Source organism: Gordonia asplenii (assembly GCF_012933505.1).
In the GTDB taxonomy this organism is placed as follows: domain Bacteria; phylum Actinomycetota; class Actinomycetes; order Mycobacteriales; family Mycobacteriaceae; genus Gordonia; species Gordonia asplenii.
In genome coordinates this window covers 207,864-224,891 of sequence record NZ_JABBNB010000008.1, presented here as the reverse complement: position 1 = coordinate 224,891, position 17,028 = coordinate 207,864, and the positions used below count along the sequence as shown (strand labels likewise).

The window sequence follows — 17,028 nt, the reverse complement described above, 5'->3', positions numbered from 1 at the left end:
CTAACCGACGCTTCCGATGAGCGCACCACTCTTATTTCAATTCAATCGAGTCGGTCGACGGATAGATTTCGGTATCCACCTTCGGTCTGCCGCGCGCCGACGCGGCGCCACCTCACACCATCCGTTGGCTCACCGCATCCGGCAGGTACTTCAGCGCATACGACAATGGCATCCACGGCCAACCTGGAACCGGCGCGAATCGCGGTTCGGCTTCGATCGCCTTGACCATCGCCCGTACTCCGTCGTCGGTCTTCGACATCAACTTGGTCTTCACTCCGCGGTTGATATCGGTCTCGATATATCCGGGTGCGATCACCGATATCGTGATCGGTGAATTCGCGAATTCCGCCTGCAATCCCTGCCCCAGCGCCGACAATCCCGCTTTCGACGCCGAGTACGCAGCCTGGGACTTCGGCAGTCCGCGGACGGCGCTCATCGAACTGATCAGCACCAGGTGCCCGGAATTCTGCGCTCGGAAGATGTCCAGCGCCGCCTCGATCTGAGCGAGCGCGCCGATGAGATTCGTCTCGATCGTCTCGACGTTCGCCCGCAACCCGCCGGTTCCCAGCGGAGCGCCCTTGCCCAGTCCCGCGTTGACGATCACGCGGTCGAGGCCGCCGAGTTCGTCGGCCAGTCCGGCAAAGGCGGGGCTGACGCTGTCGACGTCGGTCACATCGACGGTCGCGGTCGCTACCTGCGCGGCGTCGGATGCGATATCGGCGGCCAGGGCGTCGAGCTTCTCGGCGCGCCGGGCACAGAGCGCCAGCGCGCGGCCCTTCTTCGCGAACTCACGAGCCATCCCCTCCCCGAGTCCCGAGCTGGCACCGCTGATCAGGATCTTCTGCCGTGTGGTCATGGCCGTAAACCTACCGTGTCCGCGCTCGCCCGCACGACCGCCGAAGCCGCAGCGTACTCGGTGTAGTGTCGCGAACCATGGGACGCATCACCACGCGCCGAGCGCTGACGAAGATCACCGTCGGACGTGAGCCGCAGCGTCGGATCGACACCCTGGCCGTCGAGGAACCACTCGAGATCCGCGTGGGTGGAACAGCGCTGGTGATCACCATGCGCACTCCCGGCCACGACGTCGAGCTGGCCGCCGGCTTCCTCGTCTCCGAAGGCGTGGTGAGTCGCACCGAACAGTTCCGCTCCGCCATCCACTGCGGCGGCCCCGGGACCGGTGGCGGCGAGAATCAGTACAACGTCCTCGACGTCGCGCTCGTCGACGCGAGCCTGTCCGCGACGACGATCCGTAACTTCTACACCACCAGTTCCTGCGGATTGTGCGGCAAGGCCAGCATCGACGCCATCGACACGGTATCGACCTTCGACGTCGCCTCAGACCCGATAAGCCTTGCGGCACAACGTCTCACGACGTTCCCGACCGTCCTGCGAGAGCACCAATCCGTCTTCGACAAGACCGGCGGCCTCCATGCGGCCGCACTGTTCGACGCTGCGTCGGGCGAACTGCTGGTCCTGCGCGAAGACGTCGGACGGCACAACGCCGTCGACAAGGTCGTCGGCTGGGCACTGCTTCACGATCGGCTGCCGCTGTCCGGCACCGTCTTGCAGGTGTCGGGGCGCGCGAGCTTCGAGCTCGTCCAGAAAGCCGTGATGGCAGGCATTCCGATCCTCGCGGCGGTCTCGGCACCGTCGTCGTTGGCCGTCGAACTGGCCGACGCCGCGGGCCTCACCCTGGTCGGATTTCTGCGCGGCGAGTCGATGAACGTCTACACCCGCCCCGAGCGGATTGCGGCGCAATCGCTACTTCAGCAACCGTGACATCCGCCGATCGGCCAACGGCTTGCCGCCGGTCTGGCAGGTCGGGCAATACTGAAACGACCGATCGGCGAATGACACTTCGCGGATGGTGTCGCCGCACACCGGACAGGGCAGTCCGGTGCGGGCATGCACCCGCAGGCCAGTTCGCTTCTCCGACTTCATCTTTGCCACTTCCTGACCTTCCAGCCGAGTGATGGCGTCGGCGAGCACGGTGCGGATGGCGTCGTAGAGCGTGTCGACCTGCTCGGGCGCAAGGTTTTTCGCCGTCGCGAACGGGGAAAGCTTTGCGGTGTGCAGGATTTCGTCGGAGTAGGCGTTGCCGATACCCGCGATCACCCGCTGATCGGTGAGCAGATTCTTGATGCGGGAGCCCTTGTCGGCGAGGATCGCACCGAAGTCCTCGCGGGACAGCGACAACACGTCGGGCCCCAGCGTGGCGATGCGTTCGACGTCGCCGGGACTCCGCACGATCAACACCGCCAGCCGTTTCTGCGTCCCCGCCTCGGTGACGTCGAAGCCCTCCCCGGGCATGCCGCAGTGCACCCGCAGCGCGATGGGTCCCTTGCCGCCCGGTCGGGGCGGGGTCGGCGACAAATTCTCACTCCAGCGCAGCCATCCCGCTCGGGACAGGTGGATCACGAGGTCGATGACGGGCTCGGCGTCGGCGGCGGAATCGGCACCCGGTGTCGTCTCGATGACGAGGTATTTGCCGATCCGACGCGTGCGCGAGATGATGCGGCCGGCCAGTGCGGTGTACGGCGGGTCCGCGGTCTTGAGAACGGCCAGCGATGCCACGTCGACCCGGCGGATCGGGAATCCGGCCGCGTGGTCGTCGAGGAAGTTGGCGATCGCGGCTACCTCGGGAAGCTCGGGCATGGCCTCCAGTGTGCCGCACCACACCCCGTCACGCCGCGACGCACGCCGACACGCGGCGTCGAAAACACGGTGCCGCGCTCGACGCCGCGCCGCGCTGCGTAGCATCGAGAGACAATGTCTCCTCGATATACCGATGCCGAACTCGCCGCCCACATCGCGCAGGGCGCAGGCGAAATACTGCTCGGAGTGCGACACCGGAATCTGCTCGACGGCCGCCAACTCGGCGACGTCGGGGATGCGATAGCCCAGGCCTGGATCTCGACGGTGCTGGCGCGGCATCGTCGACACGACGCGGTGCTGTCGGAGGAGGCCGACGACGTCGGCGATCGATCCACCGCGCAGCGGGTGTGGATCATCGACCCGCTCGACGGGACGCGCGAGTTCGCTTCGGGCACCACGGACTGGGCAGTGCACGTCGCGTTGACCGAGGGCGGGCACCCGACGGTGGCGGCCGTGTCGTTGCCCGCCAAGGGTGAGTTGTTCCGCACCGACGAGGTCGAGGTGGTGTCGGGCGAACTCACCGGACGCATCGCGACGTCGAGGTTCGGCGGATCCTACGAGAGTTCGTGGGTGGCCAACCGGCTGGGACTGGGCATGGTGCAGATCGGCTCGGCGGGCGCCAAGGCGATGGCAGTGGTGCGCGGGTCGGTCGACGCGTATGTCCACGGTGGCGGTCAGTACGAGTGGGACAACTGCGCGCCGGTCGGCGTCGCGCTGGCGGCGGGCTTGCATTGCAGTCGGCTCGACGGATCCGAGATCGTCTACAACACGTCCCACGCGTACATGCCTGATTTCGTCATCTGCCGCAAGGAATTACGCGACGACATTCTGCAGGTGCTGTCCGAAGTGTGGTGATCCTCGTAGGACAGGGTTGGGCCGCGATTCAGGACACCGTGTGCGGCTTGGCCGACGGGGTGCCGGTGCCGCCGACGGTGATGTAGTGCTTCTCCTGGGCGAATCCATTGCAGTCCCAGCCGATGGTGTAGTTGCCCGCGGGCACGTCGACCACCCGGACGGACTTGGAGTTGCGCGGCGCCACCGACAACGGCGCCTGCCAGTAGGTCGGCCCCTGTCCCCACACGGTGCACGACACCGAGTCGTCCATGTCGCTGTTGGCGATGGTCGCGACGACGGTGTTGGCTCCCGGCGTCGCCAGCATCAACGACTTGGTCCCGGTCGCATGGGCGACGCCGGTGGACAATGCGACCGCCATCCCGGCACCTGCGCCGACCAGTGCCGCCTTGGCTACGAACGATTGCTTGGACATGAGCACTCCTCCAACGTGTCGACGATGTGTAGGCCAAGCCTGTCACGTGCAGCGACGGCACCGATATCGCCCGAACGGGCGAACGGACTCGATCGACGACCGCTCGCTCATTCGGCGTCGGTCGGGGTGCCCGGCGCCTTGCGCAGCAGGTAGATGTCCATGATCCAGCCGATTCGATCCCGCGCTTGCGCACGGGCACAACGGATCTGCTCGCCGACGTCGCCGACCCTGCCGCTGATCAGGATCTCGTCGTCGGTGCCGACGTAGGCGCCCCACCAGATTTCGTCGTCGGCGTCGGCTGTCGTCAGGAACGCGAGGTCGCCGTCGAGCATGACGATCTGGTTTCCCGCAACACTTTTCGGTGTAGTGGGCAGTCGACGCCCGGTGGTGATGTGGACGGGTTCACCGATGCGGTGCGCGACGATTCCGTGCGCCGCGGTCAACGCCGATGCGCTGGTCACCCCCGGGACCACCTCGATGTCGAGGTGCAGATCATCAAGTGCCGCAAGCTGTTCGACGATGCGCAGGGTGCTGTCGTATAGGGCTGGGTCGCCCCAGACGAGGAACGCCGCCACGCCACCGTCACCGACGTCGGAGCGCAAGACGGTGGCGATGGCGTCGACGCGCGCGGCGTGCCAGCGTCGAACCTCGGCGTCGTAGTCGGCGGGCCGTCGATCCCGTGGCGGATCAGCGATTTCGACCACCCGATACCCCGACGGCGCGTAGGCGTCGAGAATCGCGGTTCGAGCGTCGAGCAGCGACTGCTTGGCAGTTCCCTTGTCCAGCATGAGGAATGCGTCGACGCCGGACATCGCTTCGATCGCCTGGACGGTGACCTGCTTGACCCCACCGGGACCGATTCCGATGACCCGCAGCGAGATTCGACGTTCAGGCACTGATCTTGCGCAGTCCGTGAATCTTGGCCGAGAGGTCGAGGATCATCTGCCGCGGCAGCACCCGCCGGGCGAGGAACACCAGTCCGGCACGATTTCCCTTGGCGTACAACGGCTTCGGATTGTCCGACAGCGCGGCGTCGACGATCACCTGCGCCATCTCGACGGTGTCGAGGCCGGCCGCCTCGTTCTTGCGGGTGGCAGCGGCGAGGACCTCGTACTCGGCTTTGTAGGGCGAGTTCTCGCCGATGAAGATGCTGCGCCGGGTGCCGATTCCGGTGGCGATGGTGCCGGGCTCGACGGTCAGCATGCGAATTCCGTACGGCGCCAACTCTCGTCGACTCGCCATCGCGAATCCCTTGAGCGCCGACTTGGTGGCGGCATAGTTGGAGCGGAACGCGACCGGGAAGCTCGACAGCATCGAGCCGACCATCACCACGGTGCCGGTGCGCCGTTCCCGCATACCCGGCAGGAGCGCTTTGGTGAGGGCGATCGGCCCGAAGACGTTGTTGGCGAACAGTGCCTCGATCGCCTCCATCGGCGTGTCCTCGAGCGCACCAGCCTGCGACTCGCCGGCATTGTTGACGAGGATGTCGACGTCGCCCGCCGCCGCGGCGCACTCGGCGATCGACGCGGCGTCGGCGTTGTCGAGGCGCAGGTAGGTGACTCCCGGCACCTTGACGGCGACGGTGTCGGGATTGCGGCTGGTGCCGAAGACGGTGTGCCCGCGTTCGACGAAGAGTCGGGCTGCTTCGGCTCCGATCCCGTTGGACGCGCCGGTGACGAGGACAATTCTGTGCGTTGCTGCGTAGTTTTCGGCCACGCTGCACGGTAACGCACGGGGTAGGTTGGGCGCCCGCGCAGATCTCTCGACACCTGCCGGAGGCCGGCAAGGATGTCACTGTGCTCCCGGCAGGATTCGAACCTGCGACACCGGCTTTAGGAGAGCCGTGCTCTATCCCCTGAGCTACGAGAGCGGGGACTGGAAGACATTGTGGAGGAAGTTCGCGGTGAAATCGTGGATTTCACCGAATCTGCCTGCAGTTATGCCTGTTCAGCCCGCGTTGATGACTGGGTGCGTGTCGTCGTCAACGTTTGGAGTCTACGCGAGGTGGTCGCGGGCATGGGTGTGGGCCTCGCGACTCGGGGTCGCGCGGCCCTCTCCCGGAGGTTGAGCCGGACCGGAGCGTCGGCTGTTGGCGACGGCCCGCGTCGAAACTACCGAGAGATTTACAACTTCAGGCGTGTCAATCCCCTTCCAATTTGGTGTTGTACGTCACGCCTGCCGCTGCACCATCATTGGCATCCGCACCAACTTTGCCGATCACCACGACCGACGCAACCGAGCCCTCAGCTCAATCTCTCTAGGATTGGATTCCATTTCGATGATCACACGCACTACCCACGCACTCGCCAGATCCGCGGTCGCCCTCACCGTCGCGGGGTGCGCACTCGGCGTCACCGTCGGTGCGGCATCGACGGCCGACGCTCAGGCTCTGCCGAACGGCTACAAGAAGGTCGTCGGCGCCGACGGCCGCATCGTACAGATGTGGCGGATCGGTGAACGCGCAGAACCGATTTCGTCGGTCGCCAACAACGGCGCCGGCCGAGCCGCGACAGTGTCCGGCAAGTACAAGGTGACCGTCAGCCGCGGCGGCGGGAACGTTCAACTCGGCTACCTGGTCGGCTGCCAAGTACAGCTCGGCGACCTGACGGCCGGGGCTTCGGCGGTGATCTCGGCGGCACCGAGCCTGTCGGGATCGATCACGCTGCCGTTGGCGCCCGGGCAGGTCGTCGATGTCTCGAACGTGTTCAACCAGGATTTCGTGACGACGACATTGTCCTTGGAGACTCAGCACCTGCAGCTCGACATCCAGGGGTGCGGCGGCTACGCCCAAGCTCGCAGCTATGTGCGGGTGATCGCGACAGACGGGTACGACTCCGACGGGGTGGGTGGTTCCAAGAGCGGCACCGTGTCCGGTGCCGGAGGCATGGTCCAAGCCACGCTGTTCGGCGCGCCGTTCAGCATTAACTAGCCCAAAACATCTCTGCCGCAACCACATAACACTGAAGGACACATTCCATCATGGCTCGATTCAGCCTCCGGCGAACCCTCGCACTCCTGGCCGCCACCGCCGCCGTAGCCGCCCCGGCCGCGCTGGCCCCGACCACCGCGAACGCGGCTCCGCTACCGGGCGGGTACGCCGCCCGTACCCTCGACGACGGCACCCGCGTCACCGTCCGCCTCGTCGGCGAGAAGGTCGGCTTGCAGGGCGCCAGCGTCGCGGCGACGCCGACGACTCGCGAGGGCTGGCTATCGGGGACAGTTCTGGTGACCGTCAACGGCAAGACGGTCAAATACGCCGCGGTCACCCCCGGCTACGACGTCGGTTGCCAGGTCAACTTCTCCGGCGGCGGCGCCAGCACCGGTGCCGGGGCAGACACTCAAGGCGCGACCAACAACGTCAACGCCGGTGGCGCCGTCACGTTGGGTCCGGGCAAAGCGACCTGGATTCCGGTCATCAACACCACCTCCGGTGAATCGACCGCCTACAAGTACTACACGGTCAACACCTACACGTTCACCGGTCCGACCGGCAGTGTCACCTACAGTCAGCAACCGTTCCGACTCAACGGCTGCGCCGGCTACGCGTCCGCCCGCGCGCGCATCATCGTCGAAGTCTCCACCGCCTCGGTACGCACCTGGGTCACCCTCATCGGACAACAATTCAGCCTCGGCTAACCCGCGGCTGACTCGAATCGCGCTCAGTTGAACCGCTGATGCCGTGATCGGATCGCCACCCTGGCTGATCAAGTGCCGTCGCCTCGGTGATGCGAATTCTTTTCTGCTGCTGGCGGACTCGCAGCTGTCCCACGACGACTACGGCACGATCACCAGTGGGCACGACGTGCCCCGAAGGTTCCATTTGGCCGAGACCGCGGCGGCCCAGTGTGGCCTGCCCCGGTGCCGCCAACGTCCGACGACGAGCAGGTCCGCGCGGGCGGCGACGTCGTGGACGGCGTCGTGGAACGAACCGTCGATCTCATCGGTGGTGATGACGGCTCGATGGTTCGCCGCGCGTAGCCGGCCGATGTGCGCGTGGGTGGGTGTCTCCGAGGTGGCCGTGGGTCCGGCGGTCGACTGGCCTTCGAGCATCGTGAGGAACGATCCGTGCGGCTGCGCATGGAACAGTTCGAGCGGTGCCGCCCGGAGCTCGGCTTCGGTCGCGGCGAAGTCCGCCGCGCGTCGGCTGGTTTCGGTCTCGTCGACCGCCGCCGCGATGAGTCGACGCTCCACCGGTGTCCAACTCAGGGGAATCACCGCTACGGGACATCGCGCGTCGAGGATCGACGCCACGACGCGTGAGCCCAGCACCGCCGACAGCGTGTCGGCCGTGGATCCGATGACGGCGAGCGCCGCGTCGGCTGCGCGCTCACCCAGGTCGGCTTCGGGTGACCCGATGATCTCGGCGGACGGAATCGGCGACCGCCCGGATTCATCTGCCGAACGAGTGCCGGCAACACCATATCCGTTCGCGCCGACCATCAGATCGTGCGGGTCGAGCGCCAGGTCGAAGTTCTGCGGAGCCAGCGCCGCCTCGATCCCGACGTCGCGCAGATCCGCCTCGTACTCGGCGAATCGCAGCGCAGCCGTGGTTGCGGGCGTCGTGCCGTTGCTGCACACCAGAATCGGCCGAGTTGTGTCGTTCATGGCAGTGCTCCTTGTGTCAGCTGTGAAGAGTGAACTCGCGCGCGGTGACCCGATACGGTTTCAAGACGATGAGATCGTCGGCGTCGATGTCGACGATCGGGTGCAGGTCCGCGGCGTCGGCATCGGCGAGAGCCGAGATCCTGGTGTCGATATGCGCCATCGCATGGATGACTACGCTCCAGGCCACCGGCTCGGCGGGGTCGTAGTGATCGACTTCGAAGACCACGTCCCGAAACACCGCGACTCCGAACAGCTTGGAACCTGGGTGCGTACGCAGAACGATTGTGTCGGCACTGCAGACGTAATTGATCGGGTACACATCGACCGCACCGTCGATCAGAGTGATCAATCGCCCGATCTTCTCCGTGCGCAGGTGTTCCCATGCCTGTGCGACGGACAGCTCGACTGTCGAAGTGGTCATCGGGATGCCTCCTGGTAATAGCTGGTGCCCCTCCCGACTTCAACTGTGCGCGCCGGGCCGACACCGAATGTAGGGTCTTGCGCACCCGTCCGCGGGTGACTTTGGTCTTCTTGACGACAGGAACGGCGTTACCAAAGTCCCCCGGACTTCAGTTCTTTCGCCCGCGGCCGGCGCCCGCCGTCGTTCATAGGTTTGAGGTACCCGGCGGGACTCACCCGCTCGACCTATGGAGACGACATCATGTCAACTCATGCGGTTTCGCCCTATGTTCTGGTCGGCGTCGACGGCTCCTCGTCGGCGCTGCGTGCGGTGTGCTGGGCGGCTCAGGAGGCCCATCGCCGCGGCATCCGATTGGTCATCGCCCACGTCGTCGACACCGGGCTGCTCACCTATGGCCCCGACGTCCAGGCGATGTTCGTCGAAGAGATCGAGAAGATCGGTCACGACGTGTCGGCGCCCGCCGAACAACGCGTCGAGAAGCATTATCCGTCGGTGCCGACGTCGACGGTCACCGCTGCGGGTATCCCGGCCGGTGAACTCGTCGGCCTGAGCGAACACGCGGTGCTGACGGTCGTCGGTGCCAGCGGCCGCGGCGGATTCAGTGCCGCTCTCCTGGGATCGGTGGCGATGGCATTGATCACCGACGGTCGCAGTCCCGTCGCGGTCATCCGCTCGCCGCACGACGCACCAGTTCCGCAGACCGGACCGGTGATCGTCGGCGTAGACGGTGGCGAGTGCAGCGAGGAGGCGATCGCCTGGGCCTTCGACGAAGCCTCTCGACGCCGAACGTCGCTGATCGCGGTCCACAGCTGGATGTTCTACTCGACGACGATCAAGCCGTTCCCGACGTCGGTGTCCGACTCCCGCGCCCGGGCGGCGCAGGCCGTCGAAGAGCGCGAAGTGATCGCCGAGCGGCTGGCCGGCTGGCAGGAGAAGTATCCGGATGTCCACGTGGAGCGCGTCACCGAGATGGGTCAGCCCGCCGATCACCTGCTGGACCTGGCCAGAAACGCACAACTCGTCGTCATCGGTTGCCGCGGCCACGGCGAGCTGACCGGAATCTGGTTCGACTCGGTCACCCGCACCCTGATTCACCGTGCGGACTGCCCTGTTCTCGTCGCCCGACACAAGGCGACCCGGAACAAGGAGACAATGACCGAACGGGCTCACTGACCGCACACTGGAACCCACGACATCCGTTGGAGGCGTCATGCTCAGAATATTCCTGGTCGACGACCACGAGGTGGTCCGTCGCGGGGTGGCGGACCTGCTCGACGCGGAGGCCGATCTGACGGTCATCGGAGAAGCGGGATCCGTTGCCGAAGCGCTCGTGCGCATTCCTACCGCTGCCCCCGACATCGCGGTGCTCGACGTCCGACTGCCCGATGGCACCGGCGTGGAATTGTGCCGCGAGCTGCGATCGAGGATGCCGGAGCTGAACTGCCTGATGCTGACGTCGTTCACCGACGAACAGGCGATGCTCGACGCGATCATGGCCGGCGCGGGCGGATACGTCATCAAGGACATCCGCGGATTGGACCTCGTGTCGGCGGTGCGACGGGTGGGAGTCGGTCAATCACTGCTGGATAACCGGGCCGCCGCCGCGCTGATGAACAAGTTGCGTGCACCGGCACCGCATTCCCCACTCGATTCGCTGACCGACCAGGAACGCACCCTCCTGACGCTGATCGGCGACGGACTCACCAATCGGCAGATCGCCGGGCGGATGAACCTCGCGGAGAAGACCGTGAAGAACTACGTGTCGCGGCTGTTCACCAAACTCGACCTGCAGCGTCGTACTCAGGTGGCTGCGCTGGCAGTACGACTCGAGCAACATGACCACCGAGCCTGACCGGCATCGGTTTCGGACCCTACGACTGGCCGCACATCTGTGTGACACACTTCGCTGATGCGTGGACAGTCGGAGCCTCTCACGGTATCGCGTCGGCTGGAAAGCCTCGGGCTCGACGAACTGCTCGGTGAGATCCGCGAGCGGATCGAGACCACCGTGCAGGGCAGCCGCAACCGGATCGATGCGCTGCTCGACGCGGTGCTGTCGGTGAGCGCGGGACTCGACCTGGACGTCACACTGCGCCGCATCGTCAGGTCGGCGATCGACCTCGCCGAGGCGCAATACGGCGCGCTGGGCGTTCTCGCGCCCGACGGCACCCTGGCCGAATTCATCTACGAGGGCATCGACGACGCGACTCGCGCGCAAATCGGTCCGCTGCCCACGGGTCGCGGCGTGCTCGGGGTCGTCATCGAAGCGGCTACCCCACTCCGGCTCGCCGACATCTCAGCACACCCGGCGTCGACGGGTTTCCCGGCTCACCATCCGCCGATGAAGACATTCCTCGGTGTCCCGATCCAGGTTCGCGGCGAGGTATTCGGCCGCCTCTACCTGACCGAGAAGTCTCAGGACCGCGAGTTCACCGTCGACGACGAGATCGTCGTCCGCGCCCTCGCGAGTGCGGCGGGCATCGCGATCGACAACGCCCGCCTCTATCGCAAGGCCGAGCAGCGCCAGCGGTGGCTGGAGGCGACCAACGAGGTGCGGACCAGCCTGCTGACCTCCGACGATCCCGCGGATGCCCTGCCCCTCATCGCGCACCACGCCGCCACCCTGGCCGACGCCGACATCGCCCTGATCGCGGTCCCCGATGAGTTCGCCGACCCCGATCGGCTGATCGTCGCCGCGGGCGTCGGCGTCGACGAAGGCCTGATGCGTCGTCCCATCCCGGTCGCCGGGTCGACGTCGGGGGCGGTGTTCACATCCGGCGAGGCGCTCGCCGTCGACGAACTGCAGTTCGACGTCGCCGCCGACGCCACCGTCGACGTCGGGCCCGCACTCGTGGTGCCGCTGCGTGGTCGCCAGACCACCCGCGGGGTGTTGGTGCTGTGTCGGCTGCGCGGCCGGCCGTCCTTCGACGGCTCCGACCTGGAGCCGGCGACGTCGTTCGCCGACCAGGCGGCGATCGCGCTGGAACATGCCGAAAGCGCGGCGACCCGACACGAATTGGCTCTCGTCGCCGACCGCGATCGGATCGCCCGGGACCTCCACGATCACGTCATCCAGCGATTGTTCGCCGTCGGACTCGCGATGCAGGGCACCCACAGCCGCGCCAGTCGGCTGCCCGACGTCGCCGACCGTCTCGACCAGCACATGGATCAACTGCAAGACGTGATACACGAAATCCGAACGGCGATCTTCGATCTGCACACGGTGGAGTCGGATCAACCCACCCTGCGCTCCACCTTGCGTGACATCGTCACAGAAATCACCGCGGAGTCGGGTTTGCGTGCCGCGGTGCGGATTTCCGGTCCGCTCGACGTGATACCGGCGGGACTCGCCGACGATGTCGAAGCGGTCGTGCGCGAAGGTGTCAGCAACGTCGTTCGGCACGCGAACGCAGAGACCGTCGCGGTCACCGTCACGGTCGCCGACGACCTCGTCGTGGAGGTGGTCGATGACGGCAGCGGGCTACCTCGGGTGAGCGGCCGCAGCGGTCTGGCCGGACTGAAGGCGCGGGCCGTCGCGCACGGCGGTGATCTCAGCGTCGACTCGCCCCGGGGTGGCGGCACCCGACTCGTCTGGTCGACGCCGCTGCCGTGACCACCCGCGCTGACCGGCCGAGAGGACTTTGGTCATCGACCCAGCTGACGTCGGACACCGGAGCGGACGAACCAAGCGCCCTACTCCGACGAACCGTCGTCGCGGTGGAATCGAGATGACCACCAAGTCCACTCTCGAAGGAGCACACCATGATTCGGGTACTCGTCAGCACAGCGAGTCGGCACGGCGCGACGACGCAGATCGGCGAACAACTCGGTAGCGCGTTGCGGAAGGCACTCGACGGTCGCGGACTCGACGCCGACGTCGACATCCGCGGCGCCGAGTCGATCGGCGCGGGCACCGACGTCGGCCGCTACGACGCCGCGGTGATCGGCAGCGCGGTGTACTTCGGCCGCTGGCTTCGGCCCGCCCGCCGCCTGATCGCCCAGCACGACGCCGACCTGAAGTCGATGCCCGTCTGGTTGTTCTCCAGCGGCCCGATCGGCGAGGAGGGGTCGACAGTCGGCCCGCCGCCCGCACCGGACTGGGTTCGCGAGCACAAGACATTCGGCGGCAAGGTAGACCCGCAGGCCCTGCGGTGGCATGAGCGGTTGATCGTGAAGGTGTTGCGGGTGGCCGACACCGACTCGCGCGACGCGGCCGCCATCACGCGCTGGGCCGACCAGATCGCGGCGCAACTCGTCGACGCCGTGCCCCAGCCACTCAGCGATCACTCGGTCCAGGATCTGTGATAGCCACTGACCGCACGACGTTTCGCCGCCGTCCACGCCCGCAAGACGAAAGCCTGAAACCAGCCCGCGGAAAACCGGGGTACGCGACAATGGTCGAGGCGCTCCCCCGATCGAGCTGGGGGTAGCTGTCGAGCACCTGCCCCGACCCGCGGAAAGAGGACGATGCCCCGGTCCCTCGATGAGTGGCTGCGCGGGTTCGTCGTAGATTCCGCACGATCCGACGTCACCGACCACTTCATCGACGTCGTCGTCACCGGAATCTCCGACAGTGTGCCGCTCGTCTCCGACGACGCTGTGCTGCGGGAAGAAGTGATCTCCAGCATCCGCGGTCACTGGCTGTACTTCCTCGACACTCTCAGCACCGACCGTCAGCAGTTCTCGATGCCCCGCCAGGCCACCACCCTCGTGCGGACCATCGCGCACCGCGGGATGGAGGTGACGGTCCTGCTCAAGATCTACCGCGCCGCCTACAAGGGCGTGTTCAGCTACCTCACCGAAGTCAGCAACGCTCTCGAGCGTGACGACCCCAGCCCGCACGATGTGCTGGCCTTCCTGTGGACCCGCGGCGAGCGCTGGCTCGACGAGTCCATCGACCAACTCATCGAGGTCTTCTACGCCGAGCGCGCCGCCATCACCGACGTCGCGCGGCGACGGCAACGGGCGATCATCGACGCGGTGATCGCCGGCGAAACCATCGACGCAACGGTGGCGTCGAACACTTTGCGCTATCCGCTGACGCAGTGGCATACCGCGGCGATCGCCTGGATGGACGACCCCGACGTCAGCGACACGTCGACGCTCATCGCGGTCGCCTCGTCGCTCGCGTCGGACCTGGGCACGAGTTCGGTGCTGACCGCACCGGTCGGTGCACGCGACGTGTGGTTCTGGCTGGCCACCGCAACCCCACCCGACGTCGACGTGGTGCGCTCGGTAATCAAGCCGTTGCAGGACAACGGAATTCATCTCGTCACCGGAATTCCGGCGCCGGGCCTCGCCGGTTTCCGGGGTGGGCACCTGCAAGCGCAGGCGGTGCAGCAGCTCGTGCTGCCGGCCGCCGACATTCCGGCGGTGGTGGTCTACTCCGACGTCGAGTTGCTCTGCCTCACCGACGGCAGCCGGGACCTGCGCCGTGCGATGATCGCGCGCGAGATCGGCCCGCTGTGCACCGACGACAAGAGCATGACGCCGATCCGCGAGACGCTGCTCGCCTATCTCGCGACCCGCAACGTCGAAGAGACGGCGTCGACGTTGTTCGTCCACAAGAACACCGTGCGCTACCGGTTGGGCAAGGCCGAGGAACTGCTCGGTCACCCGTTGAGCGAACGCGCTACCGAAGTCGATCTCGCATTGCGGTATGTGGCATTGTTCGGCGTCGAAGCACTGCGCTGACCTGCGCTTTCATCACGACTTGTACCTCAGCACAAAGCGGCGGACCAAGTTTGGCATCGCGGCTCTACAACTCGGCACCCTCAATTGGCGAAACTATTTTCACACCGCAAGCAGCCACCGCCGCACCGACCGAGGGAGCCTCACATGTTCAAGATTTTCCTGCTCGACGCCCTGATGTTCCTTCCGATCTACGTTCCGGTCGCCCTCGAACTCAGCGGCCGGTTCCGTGACGCCTTCGGCTCGCTCAGCAAGCTCGTCGCCCGCTCCCCGCAGACTGACCTGGCGCAACCGGCGCTCGGCACCCCGGCACTGGCCGCGGCAAACTGATCTCCAACAACTTCTGTCAATAGTGTGGGCGTCAAGGGCACTGTGCCCTTGACGCCCACACTTTTTGCAGTCTTCCGCGGTCGGGACTTCTACCGTCCCGCGGCCGCGACCCGCGCGGCGATGGCGTCGACGAACACCGTCTTGATGTCGTCGGCGTTCTTGGCCACATACGACGTCCCGCCGGTCGCGTCGGCGATGTCCTTGAGGGACGCCGTGTCGGCGTCGTCGGAGATGCCGATGGTCAAGATCAGCACCGGCCGGGCCGGATCCTCGAGCTGCTTCAGGTCGGCCAACAGAGTGTCGAGGCTGATGCTGTTGGGATCCTCGTTCTCACCGTCGGTCATGATGATCACGCTGTTCGAGTAGTTCGGATCGTAGGAGTCCTGAACCTTCTTGAACGCCGCGAGCGTGGTGTCGTAGAGGCCGGTTCCGCCGCCGAGATCACTGAGGCCGCGTTTGACGGCGTCGCCCAGGAAGTCACGTTGCGTCTTGCCGCCGACGGGCGCGTCGAGACGACGGATCGGCGCCAGCTCCTTCCAGTCCTGTCCGGCCCCGCCCTTGTCGATGCTGAAGTTCCACAACCCGATCTGAGTGTTGTTGGGGAACAGTTTGAGTCCGGTCTGCGACGCATCGAGAAGTAGACTCGCACGGCTGGTCGAACCCGATCCGGCGTTCTGCGACATCGATCCCGACACGTCCTGCACGACGAGCGTGCGGATCGGCACGCCGAGCACCTGCCACTGGCGCAGCGCCTTGTCGACCTGGGTCGGATCCTTCAGATTGAGCAGCTTGACGTTTCCGAGCCCGACGCCGCCGGGCAACGCCGCGCCGTCGGCGCCACGATAGCTCGCGTCGTGCAGCACCTTCTGTCCGTCGGCGCCATTGATGGTGTCCGACAACACCTTTCCGGCTTCGGCCGCGGTGTCGTGACGTGCGGCGGGAGCCGTGTTGACCATCGGATAGTCGAGCATGACGGTACCGTCGCTCGGCACTGTCGCCTTCAACTGCGACCCCGGGTGGGTACGTGTGAACAGCAGGAATTGCTGCTCGGTGGTGACCACCGGCACCTCGGAGGTGTTCGCCAAGTTGAGGCGGGTGCCCTCGTTGTCGTTGGCCAATCGGGCGTTATTCTGTTGCACCGCAAGGACAGTCATGGCATCGGTGAGCGCCTTCTGCTTCAGAGTGCCGGCGTTCACCTCGGCGAGTGCTCCGATGATGGGAGCGTCGCCGGTGGAGGTGTCGATCGGCGAGCCCATGCGCAGGTCGGGAAGTTTCATCACATCGGTCCAGTTGGCCAAAGCGGGGACCTGCTTTCCGGCGACGGCGACCGGTGACTTCGCGATGGAGCCGGTGACGAGGTCCAGGCTGCGACGCACCTGGGTGGTCACGCGGCGGGCCTGCGTCTGCGAGTCGGCGACCCAGATGTCCGGCGCCTTATCACCCTGCGTCAGCAGTCCAGGAGCGTCGGCGCCGGCCAGCGTCGACACCGTGAAGTCGTAGCACGAATTGTCAGAAGCCTTCTGCGCCAACGTCTTCAACGACCCGGTCATCGATTGATCGGACGCGACCGACACCTGCGTCCGATTGCCGCATCCGCCGCCCACGACGCCGGTGCGCCACAGGATCACGCCGGTGACCAGAGCCGCGACGACGAGCAGCGCCACCAGCCCCCACACGAAGCCCGCGCGCCGCGACGTCCCGGTGTCGCGGTGCTCGAAGCCGAATTCCTCGTCCTTGGCCGGCTTGGTACTGGCGGCGAGCGGACCCGACGCCGATGCTCGACGCGGCGTCGACGCGGCGTTCCCGTCACCGGCGGGGCGTGGGGTTCCCGGCGTCGTCGGGTTCGGCCCGGTGTTTCCCATCCGCGGAGCGGGGCCGCCCGGCGTCGGATTGGGCCCGGTGTTCCCCATCCGAGGGGCAGGGCCCGGCGTCGGATACGGCCCGGAGTTCCCCATCCGAGGGGCAGGGCCCGGCGTCGGATACGGCCCGGAGTCTCCGGGGCGCGGCGCGCCCGTCGATCCCCCCGGACCACCTGGGGCGGGCATGCCCCGCTGCG

18 protein-coding genes and 1 tRNA gene are annotated in these 17,028 nt (G+C 66.4%); 10 read left to right on the top strand and 9 right to left on the bottom strand.

Annotated features, from left to right (window positions below; all coding sequences use genetic code 11):
• Window positions 1–112 precede the first annotated feature (112 nt).
• Complete coding sequence (locus HH308_RS10360) at window positions 113–856, bottom strand: SDR family oxidoreductase (RefSeq protein WP_170194107.1); 744 nt, start codon at window positions 854–856, stop codon at window positions 113–115.
• 77 nt (window positions 857–933) lie between these two features.
• Between HH308_RS10360 and fdhD the strand changes: the two genes are divergently transcribed.
• Window positions 934–1,782 carry a formate dehydrogenase accessory sulfurtransferase FdhD gene (gene fdhD / locus HH308_RS10355; RefSeq protein ID WP_170194106.1) on the top strand — a complete coding sequence of 283 codons (849 nt, stop codon included), beginning with the start codon at window positions 934–936 and terminating at the stop codon, window positions 1,780–1,782.
• Here fdhD and HH308_RS10350 read toward each other — a convergent pair.
• Window positions 1,765–2,658 (bottom strand): Fpg/Nei family DNA glycosylase, encoded by an 894-nt coding sequence (locus tag HH308_RS10350; RefSeq protein WP_170194105.1) that lies wholly within the window; start codon window positions 2,656–2,658, stop codon window positions 1,765–1,767. The two genes, fdhD and HH308_RS10350, sit on opposite strands and share 18 nt — an antisense overlap.
• A 114-nt stretch (window positions 2,659–2,772) precedes the next feature.
• Between HH308_RS10350 and HH308_RS10345 the strand changes: the two genes are divergently transcribed.
• Entirely contained in the window at window positions 2,773–3,513 is a 741-nt protein-coding gene (locus tag HH308_RS10345) for a 3'(2'),5'-bisphosphate nucleotidase CysQ (protein ID WP_170194104.1), read from the top strand.
• 28 nt (window positions 3,514–3,541) lie between these two features.
• Here the strand turns inward: HH308_RS10345 and HH308_RS10340 are convergent, their stop codons facing one another.
• From HH308_RS10340 to HH308_RS10325, 4 genes are all read right to left on the bottom strand, one after another.
• Complete coding sequence (locus HH308_RS10340) at window positions 3,542–3,925, bottom strand: hypothetical protein (RefSeq protein WP_170194103.1); 384 nt, start codon at window positions 3,923–3,925, stop codon at window positions 3,542–3,544.
• Between the two features lie 107 nt (window positions 3,926–4,032).
• Complete coding sequence (gene cobF / locus HH308_RS10335; protein WP_170194102.1) at window positions 4,033–4,821, bottom strand: precorrin-6A synthase (deacetylating); 789 nt, start codon at window positions 4,819–4,821, stop codon at window positions 4,033–4,035.
• Window positions 4,814–5,641: an SDR family NAD(P)-dependent oxidoreductase gene (locus HH308_RS10330; protein ID WP_170194101.1), complete on the bottom strand. Its 828-nt coding sequence runs from the start codon at window positions 5,639–5,641 to the stop codon at window positions 4,814–4,816. The genes cobF and HH308_RS10330 overlap by 8 nt, the downstream gene beginning before the upstream one ends.
• An 81-nt stretch (window positions 5,642–5,722) precedes the next feature.
• Window positions 5,723–5,795 (bottom strand) — tRNA-Arg (locus tag HH308_RS10325).
• 408 nt (window positions 5,796–6,203) lie between these two features.
• On the opposite strand from HH308_RS10325, the gene HH308_RS10320 reads away from it, so the two are divergent.
• Both HH308_RS10320 and HH308_RS10315 read left to right on the top strand, forming a co-directional pair.
• Window positions 6,204–6,854: an MspA family porin gene (locus HH308_RS10320; protein WP_170194100.1), complete on the top strand. Its 651-nt coding sequence runs from the start codon at window positions 6,204–6,206 to the stop codon at window positions 6,852–6,854.
• Between the two features lie 50 nt (window positions 6,855–6,904).
• Window positions 6,905–7,561, top strand: a complete 657-nt coding sequence (locus tag HH308_RS10315; protein ID WP_170194099.1) for an MspA family porin — start codon at window positions 6,905–6,907, stop codon at window positions 7,559–7,561.
• A 138-nt stretch (window positions 7,562–7,699) separates the two neighbouring features.
• Here the strand turns inward: HH308_RS10315 and HH308_RS10310 are convergent, their stop codons facing one another.
• Both HH308_RS10310 and HH308_RS10305 read right to left on the bottom strand, forming a co-directional pair.
• Window positions 7,700–8,530, bottom strand: a complete 831-nt coding sequence (locus tag HH308_RS10310; protein ID WP_170194098.1) for a universal stress protein — start codon at window positions 8,528–8,530, stop codon at window positions 7,700–7,702.
• A gap of 16 nt (window positions 8,531–8,546) precedes the next feature.
• Complete coding sequence (locus tag HH308_RS10305; protein ID WP_170194097.1) at window positions 8,547–8,951, bottom strand: pyridoxamine 5'-phosphate oxidase family protein; 405 nt, start codon at window positions 8,949–8,951, stop codon at window positions 8,547–8,549.
• A gap of 240 nt (window positions 8,952–9,191) precedes the next feature.
• Here HH308_RS10305 and HH308_RS10300 point away from each other — a divergent pair, with 240 nt between their 5' ends.
• The 6 genes from HH308_RS10300 (at window position 9,192) to HH308_RS10275 (ending at window position 14,972) form a co-directional block, all read left to right on the top strand.
• A complete protein-coding gene (locus tag HH308_RS10300; RefSeq protein WP_170194096.1) occupies window positions 9,192–10,124 on the top strand; it encodes a universal stress protein in 933 nt (310 codons plus the stop codon).
• A gap of 37 nt (window positions 10,125–10,161) precedes the next feature.
• Window positions 10,162–10,803 carry a response regulator gene (locus tag HH308_RS10295; protein WP_170194095.1) on the top strand — a complete coding sequence of 214 codons (642 nt, stop codon included), beginning with the start codon at window positions 10,162–10,164 and terminating at the stop codon, window positions 10,801–10,803.
• A gap of 57 nt (window positions 10,804–10,860) precedes the next feature.
• Window positions 10,861–12,564 carry a sensor histidine kinase gene (locus HH308_RS10290; protein WP_170194094.1) on the top strand — a complete coding sequence of 568 codons (1,704 nt, stop codon included), beginning with the start codon at window positions 10,861–10,863 and terminating at the stop codon, window positions 12,562–12,564.
• 149 nt (window positions 12,565–12,713) lie between these two features.
• Window positions 12,714–13,256: a flavodoxin domain-containing protein gene (locus tag HH308_RS10285; protein ID WP_170194093.1), complete on the top strand. Its 543-nt coding sequence runs from the start codon at window positions 12,714–12,716 to the stop codon at window positions 13,254–13,256.
• 162 nt (window positions 13,257–13,418) lie between these two features.
• On the top strand, window positions 13,419–14,645 hold the full coding sequence (locus tag HH308_RS10280; RefSeq protein WP_170194092.1) for a PucR family transcriptional regulator: 1,227 nt from the start codon (window positions 13,419–13,421) through the stop codon (window positions 14,643–14,645).
• A 144-nt stretch (window positions 14,646–14,789) separates the two neighbouring features.
• The gene (locus tag HH308_RS10275; protein ID WP_170194091.1) at window positions 14,790–14,972 is read left to right on the top strand and encodes a hypothetical protein; all 183 of its coding nucleotides are present in this window, start codon (window positions 14,790–14,792) and stop codon (window positions 14,970–14,972) included.
• An 89-nt stretch (window positions 14,973–15,061) separates the two neighbouring features.
• Here HH308_RS10275 and HH308_RS10270 read toward each other — a convergent pair whose 3' ends face one another.
• The gene (locus HH308_RS10270; RefSeq protein ID WP_446684913.1) at window positions 15,062–16,882 is read right to left on the bottom strand and encodes a VWA domain-containing protein; all 1,821 of its coding nucleotides are present in this window, start codon (window positions 16,880–16,882) and stop codon (window positions 15,062–15,064) included.
• Between the last annotated feature and the right edge of the window lie 146 nt (window positions 16,883–17,028).